Below are 22,547 nucleotides of genomic sequence, written 5' to 3'. Positions count from 1 at the left end.
CTCGTAACCTTTATCTCAAAAAAATGAGAAGCTCTTTGGCTTCTCATTTTTGATACCCAGTTGTTAGTCTCTTAAACAGATTGCACAAAATCTTAACGATAAAAATAGTTACTATTTTTATCTTCTATTTGAATGCGCTGCGTTTGTGCCACCTATACGTTAGTCGCGGGTGAGCTTGCGGTGAATGCGATGAGGACGAGCAGCCTCCTGACCAAGTCTTTCGATACGATTGGCCTGGTAAGCCTCAAAGTTACCCTCAAACCAGAACCACTTGCCTGGGTTCTCATCGTCGCCCTCCCACGCAAGGATGTGCGTAGCAATACGATCCAAGAACCAACGGTCATGGCTGGTAACCACCGAGCATCCTGGGAAGCGCTCAAGTGCATCCTCAAGGCTTTCCAGCGTCTCAATATCGAGGTCATTGGTAGGCTCGTCCAGAAGCAGGAGGTTTCCACCCTGCTTAAGCGTAAGGGCAAGGTTTAGACGGTTCCTCTCGCCGCCAGAAAGGACGCCAGCACGTTTTTGCTGGTCAGGTCCTTTAAAGCCGAAGCTAGCCACATAGGCGCGGCTTGGAATCTCGGTGTCTCCTACCTTGATGAAATCATTGCCGTCAGAGACAACCTCCCAGATAGTTTTGTCTGGGTCGATTCCCTGCCTGAGCTGGTCAACGTAAGAAATTTGAACCGTCTCGCCAATCTCAAGCGTGCCAGAAGTGAGCTCCTCCTGGCCAACAATGGCCTTGAACAGCGTAGACTTACCAACACCGTTAGGGCCAATCACGCCAACAATGCCGTTTCTTGGCAGGCTAAACGAGAGGTCGTCGATAAGAACGCGGTCGCCGTAGGCCTTGTGGATGTGATCGGCCTCCAGGACCTTCTGGCCCAGACGCGGACCCACAGGAATCTGAATCTCGGTGAAGTCGAGCTTCTTGGATGCGCGAGCTTCTGCTTCCATCTGCTCATAGCGATCGAGACGTGCGCGGTTCTTTGCCTGGCGAGCCTTAGGAGACGAACGAACCCACTCCAGCTCAGCGCGCATTTTCTTTGCGCGCTTGGCGTCCTGCTGGTTTTGAGCCTCAAGGCGAGCTGCCTTGTTCTCCAGATAAGTTGAGTAGTTACCCTCGTAAGGATAGAGCTGTCCGCGGTCAACCTCGCAGATCCACTCAGCGACGTCGTCGAGGAAGTAGCGGTCGTGCGTGACGGCCATGACAGCACCGGGGTAATCGTGCAGGAACTTCTCAAGCCAGAGCACCGACTCAGCGTCAAGGTGGTTGGTGGGCTCGTCAAGAAGCAGCAGGTCAGGTGCCTCAAGAAGCAGACGACACAGGGCTACACGGCGTTTCTCGCCACCCGAAAGGTGGGTGACGGGAGAGTCTGGGTCTGGGCACTGGAGCGCATCCATTGCCTGAGAGAGCTGGCTGTCCAGGTCCCAGCCGTTAGCTGCGTCAATCTCGGTCTGGAGCTGGCCCATCTCTGCCATGAGCGCGTCAAAATCGGCGTCAGGATTGCCCATCTCAACGCCAATCTCATTGAAGCGTGCAATCTTGGCAAGCAGGTCACCGAAGGCAAGCTCGATGTTCTCCTTGACCGTCTTGGTCTCATCCAGCGGCGGCTCCTGCTGGAGCAGGCCAACGGTGTAACCTGGGGTAAGCTTTGCCTCGCCGTTAGAGACGTCCTCCATGCCGGCAATAACCTTGAGCAGGGTAGACTTTCCCATTCCGTTTGGACCCACAACGCCGATTTTTGCGCCAGGGTACACGCCGACGGTGACGTCATCAAGGATGACCTTCTCGCCGACAGCTTTGCGGGCTTTGTACATCTGATAGACAAACTCTGCCATATGCTCCTCCTTAAGGGGCTGTCAGATGAAATATTCACATGGTCCATTCTAATGAAATATTGCGAGGACTCCACAGTAGAGAAGCTGGAAAGAGGATATGTCTGCAAAACGCGAGGTCACGTTGCGCTGCACGCATGTGCGATGCGGTGCGCGAGAGCGCGATGCGAGATGCGAGGGTGCGACGTGGAGCGCGTGGGTGCGATGTGGTGCGCGAGGGTGCGACGCGAGACGCGAGGGTGCGACGTGGAATGCAAAAACACACCTATGTCAGATAATCTGCTCAAAAGGCGTATACATTGCACTCAAAACCTCTATATCTTGCAGATTATTGGACTTAGGTGTGTTTTTTGCCTCGCATTTAGCAGATTATCTGACATAGGTGTGTAGCTAGAGGCTCGAAAATAGGGGTAGTTAAACTATTTATATATCAGTATTCATCATTACGAATATCAGTCTTTATTTATACATAATAATGAATTGACCCAATAATTGTGATTATGGCTCGCGTTAGATAGCCGTCTTCGGATGGTTTATCGCAAGAGGCACCAAATCTCCAAGCTATATAGCACAATCGCACTGTAAATTGCCATTCAACCGCGTCGTTACGAACGAGTAGGAAGAATGGCAACAAAATTGTGGCCTAACGTAGGCTTTTGTGATTTGACGTGGTCTTTTGTGGTTTAAGTGAGCTTATGGTTTTACGTGGCCCTGATTTGCTTTATCTACGGCATCTTTGACCATCTGCGCGTAGAGGGTGCCACCACGATTAATGGAATCTGAATCAGAGCCAAAGTGGACGTAGTCAGTACCTGACCAAATGTCAGGATTATCCTGAGCAACCTGTGCCCAATCCGCAATGGTAATGAAGTCGTACTGTTGAGCGAGCTCAAGCTCGTGTGCGCGGATGGCATTTGCACCAGCATTTGGATCGGAGTTTCTACCGTCATACGGAGTGACAAAAATCAGACGGTGTCCGCGCGGCAGCATATCCACAATCTTATCAACCGCATCGGAGCCGCCAACAGGGTTGGTGCCCAGGGCAACAACAACGTCCTGGTAGAGGGTGTTGTTATCGATCGCAGACTGCAGCAAATCTACACCCATCGCCACGTTTCTACTAACAGAAGCGTCAATTTGAGCATCGGGCAGCGCATCCTGCAGGTAAGAACGAGCGCGCAGCGAAACAGAATCGCCAATGTAGGTGACTCCCTCAACAACGTTGTAGTTGCTTGCTTGCGAGGTATCCGCATGCTTGCGAGTCATGGTCATGGTGCTCTGCTCCTGCAACGAAGCATTGAGCAGCAGATCGTTCTGGAAATCGCTAAGCTGTGGAGCGGTTAGCGCAATAAAGGCGACGGCCGCAGCAAAAGGAATAAGCGCAAGGCCGGCACCTCGCAAAACCTTCTGACCATCAAGCTTGATGCGCGAGAAGATCTCTGGAGACTTCCCTGCCAACGCTGGCTCAAGTACATAGAACGAGCAGCTTGCAAATACAAACGAAAGCACCAAGGTTAGGAGTGCAGCCAGGACTGGATCGACCTTCTCGGCAAAAATAATGTACAAAGGCCAGTGGAATAGATACACGCCGTAGCTGGTATCTGCCACAAAAGAAACGATGCCAGGCTCATTGATTCCCTCGGTTTTTTGATGCAACATGCGAGCAAAGAAAATCATTGCGGCTGCTGCGAGCGAGGCAAAAAGGAAACCAAAGGTGTACGTAAAGAGGTCCTCGAAGTGCATGAAGACGCTCAAGAAGACGAGAACACCGCAGCTTGCCACAAGGCCCACAAGCGTTAGCTGAGTAGAAAGCTTCTGCTCGATCTGGTCAAAGAGCTCGCCCGTCTGTGCAATTCCTGCAACACACGATAAAAGCGCACCGATAAAGAAGGGGAATACGTGCGTTTGCGTCGAGAAATATTGAATAGAAAGATTCGTGGAACTTTGAGCACCGGTGGCCATTGCTAGATAGGTAACAACCAACAGCACCAGGGAAGCTCCGGCAATCTTTACCTTATAGCTTCTGATTGTTTTGCTCATGCAAGCAAGCAGCCAGGCACACAAACCCCAGAGCACATAAAAATGCATTTCAACGGCAAGACTCCAGGTATGCAGATACACGTGAGGAGCAAATTGGTTCTCATAGCTGTTGCCCAGAACTATCTCAAAGTAGTTAGTCACAAAGCCAAGAGCTGCGGCAATCTGATACTTAATACCGGAAATGAACTCGGTACGCACAAGCAGAAGAAACGGCGTGCACACAAGCACCATAAACACAAGCGGCGGCACAATTCTGTAGAAACGCCTGCGCAGGAATCCAATGACGTCGATGGATCTAAAGCGAGCAAACTCGTCAATCAAAAGAGCCGTGATGAGATAGCCCGAGAACGTAAAGAATACGTCGACACCAATGAAGCCACCTGGAAGCGCGTCCTTAAAAAAGTGATATATGAGGACTAAAACAAGTCCTGTTATACGTACAAGCGAAAACCATTTAATTCGCACTTTGATAAATCCCTTGCTTAAAAGTTCCTTCGTACACAATGTTGTCTTGCGTAGTGAGCTTTCCCTGGCCGTCTGCCTGGCCTTGTACAAACTGGCCTTCGTACGTCCAGCCATCTTTTGAGGTATACGTTCCCGTACCCTGGAAATACCCGTCGACAAATTCTCCCTCGTAGGTATCGCCATTTTCAAAAGTCATCTTGCCTTGACCATTCATCTTTCCCTGAATGGTAGTGCCGGTATACGTCACCTGATTGTCGCCGAATACCAGCGTTTTTTGACTCGGGCGGTTAACCAGAACAATCGAGAGCACCGCAAGCACTAAAATTGCAGCAACGCTTGCCAGCTCAAGCTTTCTTCTGCCCGCACTCACGGGGCGAGAATGGCGATGCTCTGGTTCTGGATCTACCTGATTGCGAGAGCGCTTCTCCACACGAATGTTTTTGCGTGCAGATAGAGGCGTTTTCTGGCGCTTCTTTTTCTCTGGCGCAACTTTAGACCGCATGTTTTCTGCGGGTTTTTCTGCGGGTTTTTCTGCGGGCTGTGTAGCAGACTTTTCTGCAGGCTGTGCAGCAGACACTTCTGCAGGCTTACGCTGCGTAAATGATGCAAAAACTGAAGAAAGATGCTTAGATGCAGTCTGTAGAGGAGCTGCTGGACTTGCAGCAACATCAACCTTCTCTGCAGGAGCTTTCGGTGCCTCTATGGGTGCAGCTTCTCTTGCCTCAGATGAAGGCTCAGGGGCGTGCGCCACGTTATTCATATGACGAGCGTTTCTTTTTTTAGCAGAAAAACGCGTAGGAGAACTCACTAGGTATTCCAATTCAATCGATTTGTTAACTATTTCATTGTACTAATTTCCTTCAACTTTTGAATTGTCATTTGTCCTATACACATTTATCAGATTCACAGGTACGCCCGCTGTTTTTCTGCGATTTTCTGTTCTAAGTAAAAAGAGAGAGGGGTACACTACAAGGTGGTATTAAAAAAGAAACAAAATGTGCTTACTAAAGTGTGTTCTAATTAAAAAGTTACATCATCGACATTACCAGGGAGGCGAAGATGGCAGAAGCAATTCGTAAAGTAAATATCATTGGCCATTTGAACCCAGATACAGACAGCATTTGTGCTGCAATTTCTTATGCGTATCTCAAAAATCAGATTGATAACCCTATCTATGAAGCTCGTCGCGCTGGCTCACTCAACCGTGAGACTGCGTTTGTCCTAAATCACTTTGGCTTCGAAGAGCCACAGCTTATTACTACGGTTACTCCTCAGATTAAAGATGCAGAAATTCAGGCTCAGCCAAAAGTTGATGCTGGAATGAGCCTCTTCGCTGCTTGGCAGCTTATGCAGGACGTTAAGCTTGATACACTCTGCGTTACTGATGAGGAAGAAGAGCTTACCGGCCTGATTGCCGTTAAAGATATTGCAAATGCAAACATGAGTCTTTCCGAGCCAAACCTGCTCTCTAAGGCTAAGACAAGCTATGCAAATATCGTTTCTACGCTTGGCGGCACCATGGTTCTTGGTGATCCTCAGGGCGTTGTTAAGCAGGGCAATATTCGCGTTGGTACCAGCGCTTCTGCTCTTTCAGAGATTGTTGATGCTGGCGATATCATTGTTGTTGCTGGCAACCATGAGAACCAGACTATCGCAGTTGAGCACGGTGCTTCTTGCCTCATTGTCTCTTGCGATGCTCCAATTGCTCAGGACGTCATTGACCTGGCTAAAAAGCGTGATTGCGCTATTATCAGCACTCCTCGCGATACCTTTGAGGTAGCTCGCCTGCTTATCATGTCTATGCCTGTCCGTGAGAAGATGCTCACTGACGACATCCTTAAGTTCAGCGTCAACACCGCAATTGATGATGCTCGTAAGGAAATGACCAACTCAAGGCACCGCTTCTTCCCTGTTATCAACGAGAACGGAACTTTTGCTGGTCTTATCAGCGGTCCTGGTCTTTTGAATCCTCGCAAGAAGCATGTCATTCTTGTTGACCACAACGAGCGCACTCAGGCAGTTGATGGTCTTGAGCAGGCCGAGATTATGGAGATTGTTGATCACCACCGCATCGGCTCCATTGAGACTTCCAACCCAATTACCTTTAGAAACGTCCCTGTTGGCTGCACCTGCACCATCATCTATGGCCTCTACCACGAGTACGGCATTGATATTCCAAAGAATATTGCTGGTCTCATGCTCTCTGCAATTCTTTCCGACACCCTTGCATTCCGCTCCCCTACCTGCACTGAGCGCGATATTGTTGCTGGTAAGAAGCTTGCAGAGATTTGCGGAGAAGACATTGACGCTTACTCTGAGCAGATGTTTGACGCTGGTGCTGACCTCACTGGTCGTACAGCAGAGGAAGTCTTCCACGGTGACTACAAGGTATTCAGCCGTGGCGGCGTAAAGTTTGGCGTTGGCCAGGGCTCCTTCATGACCGAGTCCAGTCGCAAGGCTGCCGAGGAACTTGTTGGACCATTCTTGGAGACAGCTGCTAAGTCCGAAGAGCTTCCAATGGTCTTCTACATGTTCACCGACGTTAAGAGCCAGGTCACCGAGATGCTCTTCTACGGCGCAAATGCTGCCAACGTCATCGAGCGCGCCTTTAACGTAAAGGTTGACGGCAACATTGCTGTTCTTCCAGGTGTTGTCAGTCGTAAGAAGCAGGTTGTTCCATCTCTCATGGCAACGCTTCAGACGCTCGCCGAGGAAAACGCCAACTAACACGGGTTTCTCGCGCGTCGCGCCTTATGCGAGCTTCCACTGCGCAACTTTCTCGCTCGTCGGGTTTCTCGCGCGTCGGATTTCTCGCCATTGATTGAAATGATAACGCCTACCTGCACTTTCGCGGGTAGGCGTTTTTCTACAGGAGCTGTTCTATGACGGCTCCTATTCTGTCTCTGATCACCAGATTGGCGCGACCATCGTACGGCGTAGGTTGGTCGTTGATAATGACCATTTTGTTGCCCTCGTAGTAGTCGAGAAGACCGGCGGCAGGCTGCACTACCAGCGAACTTCCTGCAACCACAAGGACCTCCGCTTGAGAGATGGCGTTCAAGGCACCATAAACCGTGTCCATATCAAGGCCTTCTCCGTAAAAGACGATATCAGGCCTAATAACTGCGCCGCATTGACAGAGCGGCACTACAGAGGACTGTTCTTCAATCTGATCAAGCGTATAGGTATGGCCGCACTCGGGACAATAAAAACGCGTCTCGTTGCCGTGGAGCTCAAACACACGCTTGCTACCAGCAGCTTGATGCAGTCCGTCGATGTTTTGCGTCACCACCGCGCGCAACTTTCCCGCAGCTTCCAAGTCTGCCAGCCACTTGTGGGCAATGTTTGGCTGAGCCTCCCCCAAATGATGAGAGTTTCTAAAATACGTGTAATACGCTGCGGGGTAATCAAAAAACACATCGAGCGAGAAGATCTCTTCAAGCGTAAAATCTGGCGCCTTACTGTAGGCAAAAGACTCCTCGTTATCGGGGTCAACCGTTACTCCATTTCCCAGGTCGTAGGCTTCTTTTCTCATGTCATAGCCGTCTTGGCCCAGTCCAATGGTCATGTTTTCTACCTTGATGCCGCCCTGGCGATACAGACCGTTAGTACCCCTAAAATCAGGAATACCGCTTTCCGTTGACACGCCTGCGCCACCAAAGAAAACAATGTTATCTGACGACTGAATCCAGTCTTTAAGCTGCTCAATCTTGGTCATTAGGCACCTCTAACCTAAAAAAGGGACCCGGATAAACTGGGTCCCTCGTCTCAAGCGCCGGAGCTCTTGGCGCTGAAAACGCTAGTAGTCAAACTCGTCAGGAGCATATTCAGTAAGGCATGCATCCAGACCGGCTTCAATTTCCTCATGGTTCATATGACGGCCAATGAAGCACAGCTTAGTTTGACGATCGCCCAGTTCATCATCCCATTCTGCGCGTAGCTCGGGTTTCTCGTCAAGAAGGGTTTCTCGCTCATCCTCTGGCAGCGATGCGTAGAACATGCCATTCTCGTAGAACTGGACCTGCTTGCCAGCCTGCTCAAATACGTAGCTCATCTCGGGGTCTTGCGAAATCCAGATGCTACCCTTGACGCGGATGATATTCTTTGGCCAGCTAGCCACAAACTGGTTAAGTTTGTCCAGGTCAAATGGCTGACGGCGGCGATACACAAAGGTAGTAATCTCGTACTCCAAAACCTCTGGGTCCTCGTGCTCCTCAGGATGCTCCATTGCATCCATCCAGGCAGCGGAGGCGTAAGCTTTGTCAAAGTCAAAACGGCCCGTATTGATAAGCTCGCTCATTGGAATGTCACCGTTGACCGCCTCAACAATAACGGCGTCTTTCTGCAGGCCACGAACAAGCGCCTTGAGCTCGTGGAGCTGCTCTGGAGTAACCAGATCGGTCTTGTTGAGTACCAGCGTAGAGCAGAACTCAATCTGCTGAATAAGCAGGTTCTCGATGTCATCCTCTTCAATATCTGGGTCGAGAAGATCGGCGCCGTTGTGGAACTCCTCAAACATGCGAGCACAGTCAACAACTGCGACGATGTTATCAAGGTTGAGGTGAGAGTGGTTAGTTGCATGCTGGCTCTGATTGCAGAATGCAGAAATGTTATAGGTAATAGGGATTGGCTCACAGATACCTGAAGCCTCAATAATGATGTAGTCAAACTCCTCGGTATCGGCCAAATCACCCAACTGAAGTGCCAAGTCATTAGAAAGGGTGCAGCAGAGGCAACCGTTAGTTAGAGGAATAACGTCGCCTTCTTTAGCGTAGCCGCCGTCTTTAATAAGACCAGCATCAACGTTAATCTCGCCAATGTCGTTGACAATGACTGCTGCGTGAATACCTTCAGTATTAGAGAGAATGTGGTTCAAAATAGTGGTCTTACCTGCTCCTAAATAGCCGGTAAGCAGCACAATTTTCACCTGCTTTGGTTCAGACATAGTGAGCTCCTATCAAATGTCAAACTTTTATATCAAAGAATAAACTTCTTACCGGTAAAAGTGGGCCCTGACGCTTAAGTGAGTCAGGGCCCAACCTTCGCGTTACAAATTATCGAGCCGGAAGCTTAGAAGCTACCGCGATCAATAATCTTGCCTTCCTTCATGATGACGTCCATGTTCTCAGGCGTGAGGTCGCGGATGTTGTTAGCAACGTCGCCCTTGACTACGAGGATATCAGCAGAGAGGCCTTCCTTGACAGCACCAAACTCGTTCTCCTTGCCAAGCATCTTTGCGCCGTTGTAAGTAGCAGCTGCAACAGTATCAAGGATGGAGATGCCAACCTTCTCGACAAAGTCATACATCTCATCGATGGTGACATAGCCGTAAGGAGTGACAAAGCTGAAGGAATCGGAGCCGATGGTAATGGTGATGCCCATATCATAAGCCTTACGCAGGTTAGCATAGGTGCGTGCAAGGCCCTTCTCGACAACAGTCTCGCCTGGGAATGCGTCAAGCTCTGGAGTCCAGTCTGGTGGATAAGTTCCGTACCAAGTTGGCAGGAAGCCGATGGTTGGGGTGAAGTATGTTCCCTGCTCAGCCATAAGCTTCATGGTGCGCTCGTCAAGCTCAAAGCCGTGAATGAGCTGCTTGCAACCAAAGCGGACGCAGTCATATGCAGCGTCAAAGTTATTGTAGGAGTGAGCGTACAGAGGAATGCCTACCAGTGCGCACTCGTCAGCAATTGCCTTGATCTCCTCGGTGCAGAAGAGCTGCAGACGGTCGGAGTCCCAACGCCAAATGCCGCCACCGGTTGCCCAGATCTTGATGCCGTCAGGCTCTTCACGAAGACGACGGCGAATTGCCTTACGAAGCTCCCATGGACCGTCTACCTGGTCGCCCCAAGGGTGTCCATCCTTGGAAATCTGCAGTGGCAGGTGGTGAGAGTCACCGTGACCAGCAACGCGGCAAAGGCCAAGGCCGGTAGCAAAGATACGAGGACCCTGCATAATGCCCATGTTCACGAGGTCGCGGATAGCAATACCATTGCGGCCAATCTCAACGACAGTGGTGAGGCCGTGGGTAAGAGCGTCATAAGCCTGCTTGACTGCGCATGCCTGCTTCTGAGCAACGGACTCGATAACCCAGTCGTTATCGTTGTCAGTCAGGTTGCCGGAGAAGTGCAGGTGTGTATCAACAAGACCAGGCATTACGGTATGGCCAGATGCGTCACGTACCTCATATCCCTCTGGGACCTCTTTACGAGGACCAGCATAGGTAATCTTGTCGTCATCGATAAGGACAAGGGAGTCCTCAACTGGTGCAGCGCCAGTACCGTCAACGAGCTTGCCGCCTACAAAAGCATACTTACTCATGTTTCCCATCCTTCCTTGACTGTCCGCTCACTTCTTTTAAACGGACGAGGTTTATTTGAATAGTAAGCTTTGGCTAACTTCATGAGAATAAGTTAGCCAAGGTTGCCGGTAAGCGGGGCAAAAATACCCATGAATGGATGTTCAGATATCAATAATTTCATATAAACATCTAAAGTATTTGATTACTTCATATTTGCTATGACTACATTGCATAGTTGTGTCAAAACAGTTTTTGTCCGGTATCCGTGGTAAGGTTGAGAAAACAAATTAAGGAGGGGCAATGTCTCAGAATTCTTCGTCGCAGTCCAGCTTTTTTGCACTTATATCTCGCATGCGCTACATTGAGCGCTGGTCGCTTATGCGCAATTCTCGATCAGAAAGCCTTGCTGAACACGCCCTTGACGTGGCCGTTATTTCTCACTGCCTAGCAACTATTGCAAATGTGCGCTATCACAGAAATCTTGACGCAGATCGTGCAGCTCTTATTGGTATATATCACGATGCATCAGAGATTATCACCGGAGACATGCCCACGCCTGTAAAGTATGCTAATTCAGAGATTAGAGATGCCTATCATCAGGTAGAGGCACGTGCCGAGAAAACCATTCTCTCCACACTGCCAGAAGACCTGCAAGATGCCTATGCTCAGGTGCTTACTCACAGCACTGAGGCTTCAGAGAGTGAAGCTTATCTTAGAAAGCTTATTAAAGCTGCAGATAAGATTGCAGCACTTATTAAGTGTATTGAGGAGGCTCAGTCTGGAAACTCAGAATTTATTACCGCTGAAGCCTCAACTCGTGGAGTTGTTGAAGATTTAGCAGATTCTCTTCCAGAAGTGCGCGATTTTATGACAGAATTCCTACCTTCGTACGGAGAAACGCTTGATCAGCTTCTGTAAAGAAACGCTGATTTTACCCACTTGTTGAGGAGTTACTTTGCGCGCACTACATGCACGTTTGCCTAAAAACTTTGTTCTGGAAGAGCGCTTAGAGGCGTATTCCAGCGTCATTGAACCTCATCCAGAGGCTTTGAGAGGTACGTGGGCTTCTGCGTGTGCGCCAATTACTGCTGAGGGGCATGTTCCCTTCTCTGAGGTCCGTGTAGACCTTGGCTGCGGCAAGGGATCTTTTACTGCCGCTCAAGCTAAGGCAAATCCTAACGTGCTTTTTGTAGCCATTGATACAGAGCCTATCTGCATTTCATACGCTGCAAAAACAATTTATGAAGCAGGAGTGCCTAACGCCATCGTAGTTCCTGGTACTGGTATGAAGATTGATGAGTACTTCTCGCCAGAAGAGGTCTCTGTAATCTATCTCAACTTCCCTGCTCCATTTCCTCGAATCAGGCAGGCAAAGATGCGCCTCACCGATGCTGAGCGTCTTATGCAGTATAGAAATGTTTTGGCTAAAGAGGGTGTTGTTCGTCTTAAAACGGACAGTCAGCCACTTTTTGATTTTTCTCTTGAGCAAGTTGAAGTTGCTGGTTACAACTTTATTTGGAAAACGCGTGATGCTCAGGCTGATTTTCCAAATGACGTTCCTAGCGAGTATGAGCAAAAACTTGGTGCCCAGGGTGCTAAGGTTCACGCGTATCTGATTGCTCCAGGTCCTGTGCCAGCAGATTTCACACCCACAGAGCCTGTCAGTCTTGTTGACTACCTTCCAGAAGATTTAGAGTCACTAACCTACGTTCCTCATGGAATGGAAAGCACGGTCCGCAATCTTGCAAACCGTGCTCGTAGACTTCGTAAGAAGGCTCAGTAATTTGTAATTGGCTATGTGTAGAAACAGCCGTTTGTGAAAACAACCTTTGTAGGAGCGCTCCTTTGCGAGCGCTCTTTTTTAGGCCAGCAGCCCTGACTCTTTTACTTGATCGACTTTATATTCAAAGCTCTAGTGGAATTAAGAACCGCAAGCACCATAACGCCTATGTCTCCAAAGACCGCTAGCCACATGGGAGCCAAACCAAAGGCTGCAAGAATCAAAACAGCAACCTTAACTCCAATAGCAAACACAATATTTTGCTTTGCAATACCCAAGGTATGACGAGCAATCTTTACGGCCTTTGAGAGCTTAGAAAGCTTGTCGTCCATAAGAACTACGTCGGCGGCCTCAATAGCAGCATCAGACCCCAAAACGCCCATAGCAACGCCTACATCAGCGCGTGCAAGAACGGGTGCATCATTGATGCCGTCACCGACAAAAGCAAGGGACTTACCAGCTGTCTTTTGGGCGAGAAGGCCTTCGACCGCAGCTACCTTATCCTGTGGAAGCAGCTCAGAGCGAACCTCGGTGATACCCATCTTAGCTGCAATCTCTTCTGCAACGTCGCGTTTATCGCCCGTGAGCATAACAACCTTAGAAACGCCAACGTTTTTGAGGGAAGCGATTGCTGCTGGAGCATCAGCTCGTTCGCGGTCAGAAATAACAATGTGGCCCATGTAGGTCCCATCAACAGCCACGTGAATGATGGTTCCGTGGTTCTCGCACGCTTTCCAAGAAGCTCCTACGCTCTCCATAAGTGCGCTGTTGCCAACAGCAACGCTCTTACCATTCACGTTAGCGCAAATGCCCTGACCAGCAATTTCTTTGATGTCCGTGATAACACAGTCATCGTCCTCGCTTGGATAAGCAGCACGAAGAGCTGCAGCAATGGGGTGCGTGGAGTGCATCTCAACGTGAGAAGCTAGGTGCAGAAGGTCCTTCTCGCCAATGGCCTGAGGATGAACAGCCAGAACCTCAAAAACACCCTCAGTCAGCGTACCGGTCTTGTCAAAGGCAACGGTATCAAGGGTAGAAAGCATATCAATGTACGCAGAGCCCTTGATTAGGATGCCCTCCTTCGAAGCAGCACCAATACCGCCAAAGAAGGCCAGTGGCACGGAAACTACCAGCGCACACGGACAAGATGCAATAAGGAAGGTAAGCGCCCTTACAGCCCAGGTAGAAGCGTTAGCTACAAAGTCCCCCGAAAGCAGTGGTGGCAAAAACGCCAGCGCAATGGCACTGTAAACAACTGCTGGAGTATACACGCGAGAAAAACGACGAATAAACCTCTCGCTCTTGGACTTGTTTTGGTTTGAGCTCTCTACCAGCTTAATGATGCGGGAAGCAGTAGAGTCTTCAAAGAGGTGAGTAACGCGGGCGCGTACCACACCAGAAAGGTTTACACAGCCTGAGATAATATTGTCTCCCACCGTTGCGTCACGAGGCACGCTCTCACCAGTAAGAGCAACGGTATCAAGACTGGTAGAACCCTCGACGATCTCTGCGTCAACAGGGACACGGTCGCCGGGTTTGACCACAATAATCTCTCCTAGCCCAACTTCTTCTGGAGAGATAGTAAGCAGCTGTCCGTCACGTTCAACCGTTGCGCTGTCAGGACGGATATCCATAAGCTTGGCAATAGATTTCTTGCTGTTATCGGAAGCAAGGTGTTCAAACACTTCTCCTACCTGGAAGAACAGCATGACAAAGACGGCCTCATCAAACATAGGAGAACCGTTAGGCACAAAGCCAATGAGCAAGGCACCAACAGTAGCAATGGTCATGAGCAAGTCTTCGTTAAAGCACTCACCCTCAGTGATGCTCTCCCATGCTTCTAGAACAACATCGTATCCCGCAACAGCGTAAGGCAACAAGTAAAGCAGCAGTGCCTGCCAGAGCTGCAGGTCAAATGCGTGTTCAACCGCGTAAGCAATACCTAGCAAAACAGCAGAACAGACAATGCGAGCAATTTTCACCTTTGTCTTTGAGCTCATAGCTCCTCCTTGGGTTGTTGTTATGCCTAGTCTACTCCTTAAATTGATATATGTACATATATTCATACAACAATCTTAAGGAACTTTTCACAAGAAACTCCGCGGGCGAGAAACCCGTGGAGTCCCAGATAAACCTATAAATTTGGCCGTAGTTTAAGCCAAACGTTCTTCTCGCCAAACGTTCTTCTCACCGATTGGAAAGCTAGTTGATCAGCGACGCGGGAGTTGGAATAAATCCCTCAAAGATGATAGGTGCACCTTCAAGCTCGGAGGCAATCATGTCCTCCTCGCTCCTAACGGTCCAGGTAATCAGGTGTGCGCCCATGGTATTGCAAGCCAGCTTAACAAAGGGGTTCTTGCGATCTTCAAACTTGTATGAAATGAAGTCTGGACGACCAACAGAATTACCAAAGAGAGCTGTAGCGCCAGCTCGTGTAGCAATGTTCATGTGCTTAGTCTGACGGTCAACCAGGAAATTCTCTGAGAGCTGGCCGCGAAGCATCTCAGGACGGTTCTGACGCAGCCACTGCAAAACGCGAGGGTCAAAGCTCTCGATGCATGCACGAACGGGACGAAGATCAAGAGCCTGCATAATCTTTTCTGTCAGCTGCTCAGCGTTATTGTTGCGCGTCTTAGCCTCAATAATCAAAGGTGCAGGTAGCTCACCGGAACCACTCCATGCATAGACCTCAAGGACTTCCTCAAACGTTGGAATCTGCTCGTCGGTAGCAAGAAGTCTAAGACCACGAAGCTCCTCCAGCGTGGACTCCTCAACAATCTTCTGTACACCACAGAGGCGATCAAGTGCTGAATCGTGAACAACAACCAGCTTATTGTCTGCGGTCAGGTGAACATCAACCTCGGAGCCAAAGCCCTTCTCGACAGCTGCACGGAAAGCAAGCAGAGAGTTCTCTGGAATGCCTGCCTCGTTGTTGTAGAGACCACGGTGAGCATAGCGATGACGAGCAATCTCGTGCCAGCGCTCCAGAAGTAGGCGATCTTTTTGCTTGCGAGGAGCAATGGAATAAGCGCCGTATGCAGCCAAACCAAGAGCAGCACCAGCCACAACGCCACCAGCAATTGCAACGTTTCTGAGCGTCTTGCGTTTTTTGGTAGAGGCTAACAAAGCGTCAGAATCCTGTCCATCTTGAGCAGCAATTTTCTCAACAACATCTGCAACTGCGATATCTGCGGCAGCATCCTGGTGCTCGGCCAGGGTCTCCCCCATCTCTTCAAGCGACTCTGCAGTGCTTGCAAGTTGCTTTGAAAGCTTGTTCTTTGGGCGAGAAAAACGATTCTCTAGATTAGACTGAAGCTGGGCCTGAGCAGCCAAAACTGAAGTCTGAGCCGAACGAAGCGCAGACTGAGCACGAGCGACTGATGACTGAATAGCATCGCCGTTTGGCAGTGCTGGCCTAATATGAGCATTAAACCCAGCTGTAAGCTGCTCTTTTGCGATATTACCTGCTAAGTTAGCAGCCTTAGAAGCCGTTGTAGCAAGCAGCTTTCTTCCAGCCTCGGATTGAAGTGCTGCCTTTGCGGCATACTGAGTAATTGCTAAACCTGCAGCTCTAACTGCAGCTCTCTTAATAAAACGACCAATCATGTAAGCTCCCTTCAATCTAGCTTTATTCTATCAGTCCAGTTCTCGCTTTTTCGCTACGTATTGCGACTTTCTGTGCGTAATCAGTATCTTTGTCTGTTCAAAATCGAGTAGTATGTAGTCCACTAACTACTATCTCAGGAGCATCATGGCTGTTATAAAACAAGAACACGCTCTCTACCTGTATAAACTACTCAAAGCAACCATTGGCGTCTCTAAGCAGACTCCCCTCTCTACCGTTGAGGATGTCCTTCTAGAGGACGGTCTTGCGTCACAAGATTTTGGCTTTGACGACATCCGCTCGCTCATGGAGGCTTGTCCTGACTTCATTAAGATCACGGCCTTCAAAAAGGGTTACGTCTACGCAACGCTTTTAACTTTTGACACCTTTGAGGCTGCCCTTGTAGCTGGCGAGAAAAACGTCGAGGCGCAAAACAACGGCAAACCCTGGAAACGCCGCCGTGGGGCAAAGTCCATTCGCGCACTCAAGCCAAAACACCTGGTAGTTGAAGCGGAACCTGAGGTAGAACCGGAACCAGAAGAGCTACCGGTCACGGAGGAGTCAGAGGAGTCAGCCGTCGCGGAGGAGTCCGAGGAGCTGTCTGTTGCGGAGACAACTGTCGCAGACGTGCCATCTGCAGAAACAGCTGCAGAAGAGCCCAAGCAAGAGACTGCCAATGAGGCAGCCGCAGAACCTGCTGAAGCCGAAACGCTAGCTCCAGAGGCCACTGAAACCGAATCACCAGCTCCAGAGCAAGAAATGCCTGAGCCTGTAACTTCTGAACCTATAGTTCCCGAGCCAACTATCTCGCTTACCGTTACCTACAATCCCTATGACGGTTCCGATGAAGAGAAAACGCTTGAAGCAGCTCCTTCTGTGTTGCAGCAAGCGCTAAACACAACAAGTTCTGCCTCGGCCGCTACAACTTCTGAGTCTCCAGTTTCTGCGCCGGCAATCAATCAGAATGAAGCTCCTGCCCCTGCCCCAACATACCCTGCCGATTTTGAAGAAGAACTCCACGTCAACAACGAGCTTCTCGGCATTTTGTATCAGATGGCTCCCGTTGATGCCAATGTCCTCAAACAGCTGGAAGAAGACTTCAAACTTGCCGAGTCTTCTCGCTCGCTCATTTCCAAGGGCGGCACGTTCACATTCAACACGCGTTACAAGAAACCGCAGACAGACGAGGTTATTACCGCTACCATTCGTAAGTCTAAGCGCGGTGCTCTGCGTCCCTGGACGCTCTTGAAGCTCAGCGTTTCTGCAGATGAGCTGCAGAATCAGGCAGTTGACGTGCTTCGCGGTCTGCCTAAGTCTGGTATCGCTTCATGGGAGAAACTGCCCGCCGCAGAAAAGCAGCTGCCCATAAACCCTGTTGACGTGGTCATGAACGAGGCTCCTGTCTCCGATTGGAATGCGCTTAGCACCACCTATCTGAGCGACGCGCCCTCGTTGCAGGCAGCGCAAGCTTGCCTTTCCGCAGCGTACGTCTACAGAAAGAACGAGCAGCAGCTCATGCACACTGACGCTGACTTCTCGCTTCCCGTTCCAGGTGCCGCGCCTCTGCTCTTTGATCCCGAGTGCGGATTTAATGACAACTCACCTCTGGTGCAAAACGCCCTGCGAGCAGCAAAGCGCGGATGGCGTATGGCTGTTGAGCTCTACAATCCGTCCAAGCACTGCGTCTACCTTGCACTTCCCACCACCGATGGCGAGAAACCCCTTGCGCTGGTATTTGACGTCTCAGCAGAAGGTCCTTATCGCGTTGTTGCAGCGCTAACCATTGAAGAAGCGTATCCACTTGCACGTATCTTCTCTGACGGCCTTCCTAGCTGGATTTTGCCACAGTAATCCCAGGTCGCAGGCAAGCTCTCTTCACAGAGCCGCTCCTATAACTAGTCACCAAAAAAGCCACCCGCATATGAACTACCTCCCATTTCTTGGACATAAGAAATGGGAGGCAGTTTAGAATCAGTCCTTGGAGGCCTAGCTCTTTATTAAATTCGTCCAAGTTTTGGGACGCAGTTCATTTTCTTAACCGCTTCTGCTGCGATTTCTTGCTTGCTCTGTATGGGGCCTGACGATTTTACAGCGGGATGAGGCAGGGTGGCTTGCTCCTGTGAGAGCCGACGCGTAACTTTATCTCCAACGTCCAGCGTCTCGCCTGTCAGCAAATCGTGATCAAGCGAGTCCATTGCTTTTTTGCACGTCGGTGTTGTTCTGTGTATCGGCATCGTCTTCACGGAAGTTCAACTCATGTCTCCTTTGTCCGCCACCGGACCGTCTTTCATACATACTATTTTCACACACATAGCACTATAGAAATATTACAACACCTACAAAGATGGCAAGTTCATACTGTATTTTTTCATACTGTGTATTGCATAGTATGCCTGAGTAATATATACTATGTATCACATAGTATATTGAAGGAGACGTATTGTGGATGCACAGCTGAAGCGTGGATTTCTTGATATCTGCGTCCTCGCAGCCATAGCCCGCAAAGATTCCTACGGGTATCAAATCATCCGGGATGCCCCTGCATCGCTTGAGCTCTCCGAGTCAACGCTCTATCCCATTTTGAAACGTCTTGCTAAGCAACATTTCCTTTCCGAATACACACGTGAGCACAACGGTCGTCTCCGCAAATATTATTTGATTACTGACGCGTGACACTTAGACCTCTCACGATTTATCGCTGATGAGCCCTCCATTACAGACATACTCTCCTACATTAAAGAAGGAGCATCGTCATGAAAAAGGATGAGTTTCTTGCCGAACTTCGCGCAAACCTTAAGAAAAAGCATGTTCCCAAAAACAGCATTGATGATGCTCTTGCCTATTACGACGAGGCAATACACGACCGTATGGAAGACGGTATGTCCGAGGAAAAAGCCGTAGCAGCCATGGGAAGCATTGATGATGCGGTTCAATCAGCACTGGAGAGTATGCCTGCGTTTCTACGCGCAACTCAGCGTATCCGCTCTGATTCGGTACTTATGTCCATAACTATCGTACTTCTCGTCATAGGCGCTATTGTCTGGATACCCCTTACGTTTGCCCTCGCACTTACGGCATTGAGCATTTATTTTGTAATTTGGGCACTTGTTATTTCATTATGCTTTGCAGTTGCCTGTGGTCTTTTCTGCGGAGTAATGAGCATCCCGGCACTTGTAGTGGGATTTCTGCACGACATGTTCCTTTCCGGCGCGCTTTCTGCCGGTGTGTTTCTGCTCATAGGAGGTGTTTCCATACTGGTAATACCGATAGTAGCTCGCATAATGCATTCTCTCGTGCAAAGCGCACGAGACTATGCAAAGTGGATTGCTCATTTCTTTGCACAAGTTCCTGCCGAGAAGACCACAGCCTCCACGGAGCGAACAAATACAACGTCATGGTCAGAAGGACATTCGAAAAGACTGCTCTCGCTGTTCGGTGGTATTTTTATCGCAATTGGCCTTGTATTGATTCTTGTTGCGTATGTGGGGTCAGGATGCAACCTTGCAGGTTTACCTGAGCTTCCTGCACTACAGATTTCTTCTTGCTCGCTTTATATGAGTCCGCATACTATTGCGTTTATGTAACTCAATTGACGCAACCCACACAGATACCCGCAGGTATCCGGATCCTACGTTACGTATCCGAAACTGATGGAGAATCCTCCAACGGCCCTTCTCTTACAAGATATCCGCTGTCATCAAACACGCAAGCTTGACTGGCAATTGGCATTATTTTTCCATACGGAATTTATGTATTAAAATTCGTCCCTACATAACAACCACCAAGGGTAAGTTCTGTATAGTCGATGTCTTTCAGGTATGGCTTTCCCGCATCTCCTTCCTGACGGGCAGTATTGATGGCCTCCTTCTTTTTTCGGCGAGTTCAGTTACATTTCCGGAATGATCGTAAACAACATATAGAACTGTTGCGGGATCACTTAATTTTCGGTTTCTGAATCCAGTGCCGGACCTATCGCTTTTATGAGATATCCATTCTCATCGAACTCATAATAGTAGTCATCAACTATTGCTAGCCCATGTGAAAAAAAGTAGCCGTTGATTTGTCGGTACGCTTTGTGTCCATCAACCGTTACCCAACCGAAGGGAAGTTTCCATTCAAAAGGTCCAAGTTCTACAGAGCCGTCTCTTACTTCCTTGTAGTCGTCAAGAGAAATTTCCTCCAAATCCACGAGTTTGAAGGACTCGTAATTGCCGGCAAGAGCGGAGAACCTTAAAGTTCCGAGCTCTTGCATGACATATCCCACAGGTTTATCTCTATATCGAATCTCCCAAATAAGGTTGTTCCGGGTTTCTGGTTTTACTCCTATATAGCAACTGCCAAGCGTGAGCTTCATATAGTCGATGTCTTTGAGGTAAGGCTTTCCGCCGTCTCCTTCTTGCCTGGCGGTATTGATAGCTTCTTGTGTGGCCCGCTCTACCGCTTTTTGCTGAAGTGAGTCAATTGCCCATGGGTAGGGCGTAGCAAATGCATTCCACAAGAGGAAGACAGTGGCCATAAGAAACAGAACTATAGAGATAATCTTTAGAGGCAGCCATTTATGTTTCTTGTTCATAGTCATCACGCAGCCTCAACTAGTGGCTTATATGCTTTAGGAACAATGTTTCCTGGTAGTGCTTTATGCGCTTCACCCCTTGCATTAAATTCGTAGGTAACACCACCAATGCGAGCTTTTTGCGCGTAAATCATAGAGCCGGTAGGACCTCCTGAAACAGGCTGATTATTGTCATAGCGTAGATAGTAGCTGCTGCCTCCGTAAGAGAGCCAGCCAGTACGCATTGAACCATCTTGGTTAAGGTAGAAGGTATGACCGGAACTATTGAGCCATCCTGTTTGCATTATTCCGCTTGAGCTTAAGTAATACCAAGAGCCTCCCCGCTCCAGCCAACCGGTAGCCATTGATCCATCGGAGTTAAAGAAATACGGCAGTGGGCACGCCAGGTTTCTCGCCAGGCGCGTCAAAGCACCCAGCTTAGTCATGCCATGGTTCAACAGGCCATTCGTTGCCCGTGAGACTCCAGTTCTTCATGTCATTGGCGTCGCCGTTAATGACAAACTCCCTGACAAAGATGTCGTGCTTGCCGTTTGAAATGGTCTCAATGTAGTAACGAGGACGTACCTCACCCTCATAAGACTCATCAAGCGGCGTGGTGTAGTTAGAAAGCGTCTGCTGGTCAACGCCCATGTCCTTCAGCGTCTGCGCCAAGATGTCGTAGTGCCAGACAGGCGCGTCAGAAATCTGCATAGGCTGCGCGGCCTCTTCAGGGGTCTGACCAGCTGGTTTATACATAATGACTGGAGCGGAAGGCTGTTGGATGTCGGAATCAGTCAAATACCAGTCACCGTGATCTGCGGTAATAATAAAAGACGTGTTTTCATACACACCAAGACGTTTAAGCTCAGCAATATACTGCGCAACAATCCTATACGCGCCAATAGTCTGCTCTTCAACGTTTTGCTTGCTTGGATCGCTGGTAGGCTCAACGTTACGATCAAGCGTATAAGGTGGGTGTGAACCAAAAAGGTGGATAAAGCGGAACGAGCCCTTCTGGCCAGCGCTGTCGTCAATCGAGAGGCCGTAGTGTTGAAGTTCCTGGTAATACTTGAGGTCATCCTCGGTGAAAGGCTGAGAAGAAAGATCAACCTCGTCCATATTGACTGGTCTGCGCATACGCATATTGAGATCCTCGGTGTAATACCAGAATCGAGGTTTAAATACCCAAGGCATGTCCCTACAGAATGCCGTCTTGTAGAGAATGCGCAGCGCACCTAGCACGTCTAGCTGGTTATCTATACCACGACCACGAGGCTCATGGTAGTTGATGGAATACTTCTGCGCAGTGTCTCTGTAGTGAGAGTAGTTCAACTGATCCGTATACAAACCTGCTTGATATCCAGCATTCTGAATATCCTTGAGGTACTGATCACTTTGTGCCCAGTTGTAGACAAAATCGTTGAAATTCTCGCCAGGCTGAGGACGAGAGCCAAAGAGCAGCGATGGAACACCGTAGCGCGTTGGAATCATGGAACCTACGGAATTTCTGTACCAGGTAAAGCCGGTAAGAGGCGCAAATGTCTCTGGATACTCATCGTAAAGCTTCTGGACAAAGGCAGTATCGGTAGTGTCCAGGACAAACACCACGACGTTCTTCTTGGAGGAAACGCTGTAGAGGCCCTCGCGCGTTGCGATAACCTGCTGGTGTTCGGCATGAGCATCTATCGACGCTGCAATTGCTGGTCCCCACAGACTTGCAACGCCCACTGTCTGGACAATGATAAGAGCGGTTGCGGTTACCAAAAGGCCCGTTCGGAGCTGACGTGCTTTTAGGAGCGAGAAGGTCACTGCAGCTGCAATGATTGCCAGCCAAATGAGGCCGGAGACAATCATTTGAGTTGTGAAGTTGGACCAAATAACCTCATGACCATCAGCAAGTGGCATACCACCGTTCAAGAATACAGCCTGAACGTACGACGCCACACCGATGGCCCCCACAAACGCAATGGCA

Annotated in this window: 17 protein-coding genes and 1 pseudogene; 6 read left to right on the top strand and 12 right to left on the bottom strand. The window is 49.4% G+C overall.

The genetic code is table 11. The features are described 5' to 3' along the window. Positions 1–159 precede the first annotated feature (159 nt). From ettA to RWJ43_RS01475, 3 genes are all read right to left on the bottom strand, one after another. Complete coding sequence (gene ettA, locus RWJ43_RS01485) at positions 160–1,839, bottom strand: energy-dependent translational throttle protein EttA (RefSeq protein ID WP_314006947.1); 1,680 nt, start codon at positions 1,837–1,839, stop codon at positions 160–162. 690 nt (positions 1,840–2,529) lie between these two features. Continuing rightward, positions 2,530–4,341: an acyltransferase family protein gene (locus RWJ43_RS01480; RefSeq protein WP_314006945.1), complete on the bottom strand. Its 1,812-nt coding sequence runs from the start codon at positions 4,339–4,341 to the stop codon at positions 2,530–2,532. Further along, a complete protein-coding gene (locus RWJ43_RS01475) occupies positions 4,331–5,101 on the bottom strand; it encodes a hypothetical protein (protein WP_314006943.1) in 771 nt (256 codons plus the stop codon). The genes RWJ43_RS01480 and RWJ43_RS01475 overlap by 11 nt, the downstream gene beginning before the upstream one ends. Positions 5,102–5,400: 299 nt before the next feature. On the opposite strand from RWJ43_RS01475, the gene RWJ43_RS01470 reads away from it, so the two are divergent. Next, positions 5,401–7,068 carry a putative manganese-dependent inorganic diphosphatase gene (locus tag RWJ43_RS01470; protein ID WP_314006941.1) on the top strand — a complete coding sequence of 556 codons (1,668 nt, stop codon included), beginning with the start codon at positions 5,401–5,403 and terminating at the stop codon, positions 7,066–7,068. Positions 7,069–7,207: 139 nt separating this feature from the next. Here the strand turns inward: RWJ43_RS01470 and RWJ43_RS01465 are convergent, their stop codons facing one another. From RWJ43_RS01465 to RWJ43_RS01455, 3 genes are all read right to left on the bottom strand, one after another. After that, a complete protein-coding gene (locus RWJ43_RS01465) occupies positions 7,208–8,059 on the bottom strand; it encodes an NAD-dependent protein deacylase (protein ID WP_314006939.1) in 852 nt (283 codons plus the stop codon). 81 nt (positions 8,060–8,140) lie between these two features. Then, on the bottom strand, positions 8,141–9,286 hold the full coding sequence (locus tag RWJ43_RS01460) for a GTP-binding protein (protein WP_035432683.1): 1,146 nt from the start codon (positions 9,284–9,286) through the stop codon (positions 8,141–8,143). A 125-nt stretch (positions 9,287–9,411) separates the two neighbouring features. Next, on the bottom strand, positions 9,412–10,659 hold the full coding sequence (locus tag RWJ43_RS01455; RefSeq protein WP_081933327.1) for an amidohydrolase family protein: 1,248 nt from the start codon (positions 10,657–10,659) through the stop codon (positions 9,412–9,414). Positions 10,660–10,939: 280 nt separating this feature from the next. On the opposite strand from RWJ43_RS01455, the gene yfbR reads away from it, so the two are divergent. Together yfbR and RWJ43_RS01445 are read left to right on the top strand one after the other, a co-directional pair. Next, positions 10,940–11,557 carry a 5'-deoxynucleotidase gene (gene yfbR / locus RWJ43_RS01450; RefSeq protein WP_314006936.1) on the top strand — a complete coding sequence of 206 codons (618 nt, stop codon included), beginning with the start codon at positions 10,940–10,942 and terminating at the stop codon, positions 11,555–11,557. Positions 11,558–11,594: 37 nt separating this feature from the next. Next, positions 11,595–12,422, top strand: coding sequence for a methyltransferase (locus tag RWJ43_RS01445; RefSeq protein ID WP_314006934.1), 828 nt, complete (start codon positions 11,595–11,597; stop codon positions 12,420–12,422). A gap of 101 nt (positions 12,423–12,523) precedes the next feature. On the opposite strand, the gene RWJ43_RS01440 is transcribed toward RWJ43_RS01445, so the two are convergent. Together RWJ43_RS01440 and RWJ43_RS01435 are read right to left on the bottom strand one after the other, a co-directional pair. Then, positions 12,524–14,419 carry a heavy metal translocating P-type ATPase gene (locus RWJ43_RS01440; RefSeq protein ID WP_314006932.1) on the bottom strand — a complete coding sequence of 632 codons (1,896 nt, stop codon included), beginning with the start codon at positions 14,417–14,419 and terminating at the stop codon, positions 12,524–12,526. 202 nt (positions 14,420–14,621) lie between these two features. Continuing rightward, positions 14,622–16,025, bottom strand: a complete 1,404-nt coding sequence (locus tag RWJ43_RS01435) for a glycerophosphodiester phosphodiesterase (RefSeq protein WP_314006930.1) — start codon at positions 16,023–16,025, stop codon at positions 14,622–14,624. 145 nt (positions 16,026–16,170) lie between these two features. On the opposite strand from RWJ43_RS01435, the gene RWJ43_RS01430 reads away from it, so the two are divergent. After that, positions 16,171–17,874: a hypothetical protein gene (locus tag RWJ43_RS01430; protein ID WP_314006928.1), complete on the top strand. Its 1,704-nt coding sequence runs from the start codon at positions 16,171–16,173 to the stop codon at positions 17,872–17,874. Between the two features lie 146 nt (positions 17,875–18,020). Here RWJ43_RS01430 and RWJ43_RS01425 read toward each other — a convergent pair whose 3' ends face one another. Further along, entirely contained in the window at positions 18,021–18,218 is a 198-nt protein-coding gene (locus RWJ43_RS01425; protein ID WP_314006927.1) for a hypothetical protein, read from the bottom strand. 247 nt (positions 18,219–18,465) lie between these two features. On the opposite strand from RWJ43_RS01425, the pseudogene RWJ43_RS01420 reads away from it, so the two are divergent. Together RWJ43_RS01420 and RWJ43_RS01415 are read left to right on the top strand one after the other, a co-directional pair. Then, positions 18,466–18,780: pseudogene (locus tag RWJ43_RS01420) on the top strand (PadR family transcriptional regulator). Further along, positions 18,777–19,607: an HAAS signaling domain-containing protein gene (locus RWJ43_RS01415; protein WP_314006923.1), complete on the top strand. Its 831-nt coding sequence runs from the start codon at positions 18,777–18,779 to the stop codon at positions 19,605–19,607. The pseudogene RWJ43_RS01420 and the gene RWJ43_RS01415 overlap by 4 nt, the downstream one beginning before the upstream one ends. Before the next feature lie 353 nt (positions 19,608–19,960). On the opposite strand, the gene RWJ43_RS01410 is transcribed toward RWJ43_RS01415, so the two are convergent. The 3 genes from RWJ43_RS01410 to RWJ43_RS01400 all read right to left on the bottom strand — a co-directional run. Further along, a complete protein-coding gene (locus RWJ43_RS01410; protein ID WP_314006921.1) occupies positions 19,961–20,596 on the bottom strand; it encodes a hypothetical protein in 636 nt (211 codons plus the stop codon). A 5-nt stretch (positions 20,597–20,601) separates the two neighbouring features. After that, positions 20,602–21,021: a hypothetical protein gene (locus tag RWJ43_RS06695; RefSeq protein WP_396427218.1), complete on the bottom strand. Its 420-nt coding sequence runs from the start codon at positions 21,019–21,021 to the stop codon at positions 20,602–20,604. Continuing rightward, positions 21,014–22,547 (bottom strand): sulfatase-like hydrolase/transferase (locus tag RWJ43_RS01400; RefSeq protein ID WP_314006919.1); only part of this gene is annotated, 1,534 nt, incomplete at its 5' end. The genes RWJ43_RS06695 and RWJ43_RS01400, both read right to left, overlap by 8 nt.

Source organism: Lancefieldella parvula (genome assembly GCF_963530955.1).
Classification (GTDB): Bacteria; Actinomycetota; Coriobacteriia; order Coriobacteriales; family Atopobiaceae; genus Lancefieldella; species Lancefieldella parvula_A.
The sequence above is the reverse complement of the archived record's forward strand: the minus strand, read 5'-3'. Positions and strand labels throughout refer to the sequence as shown.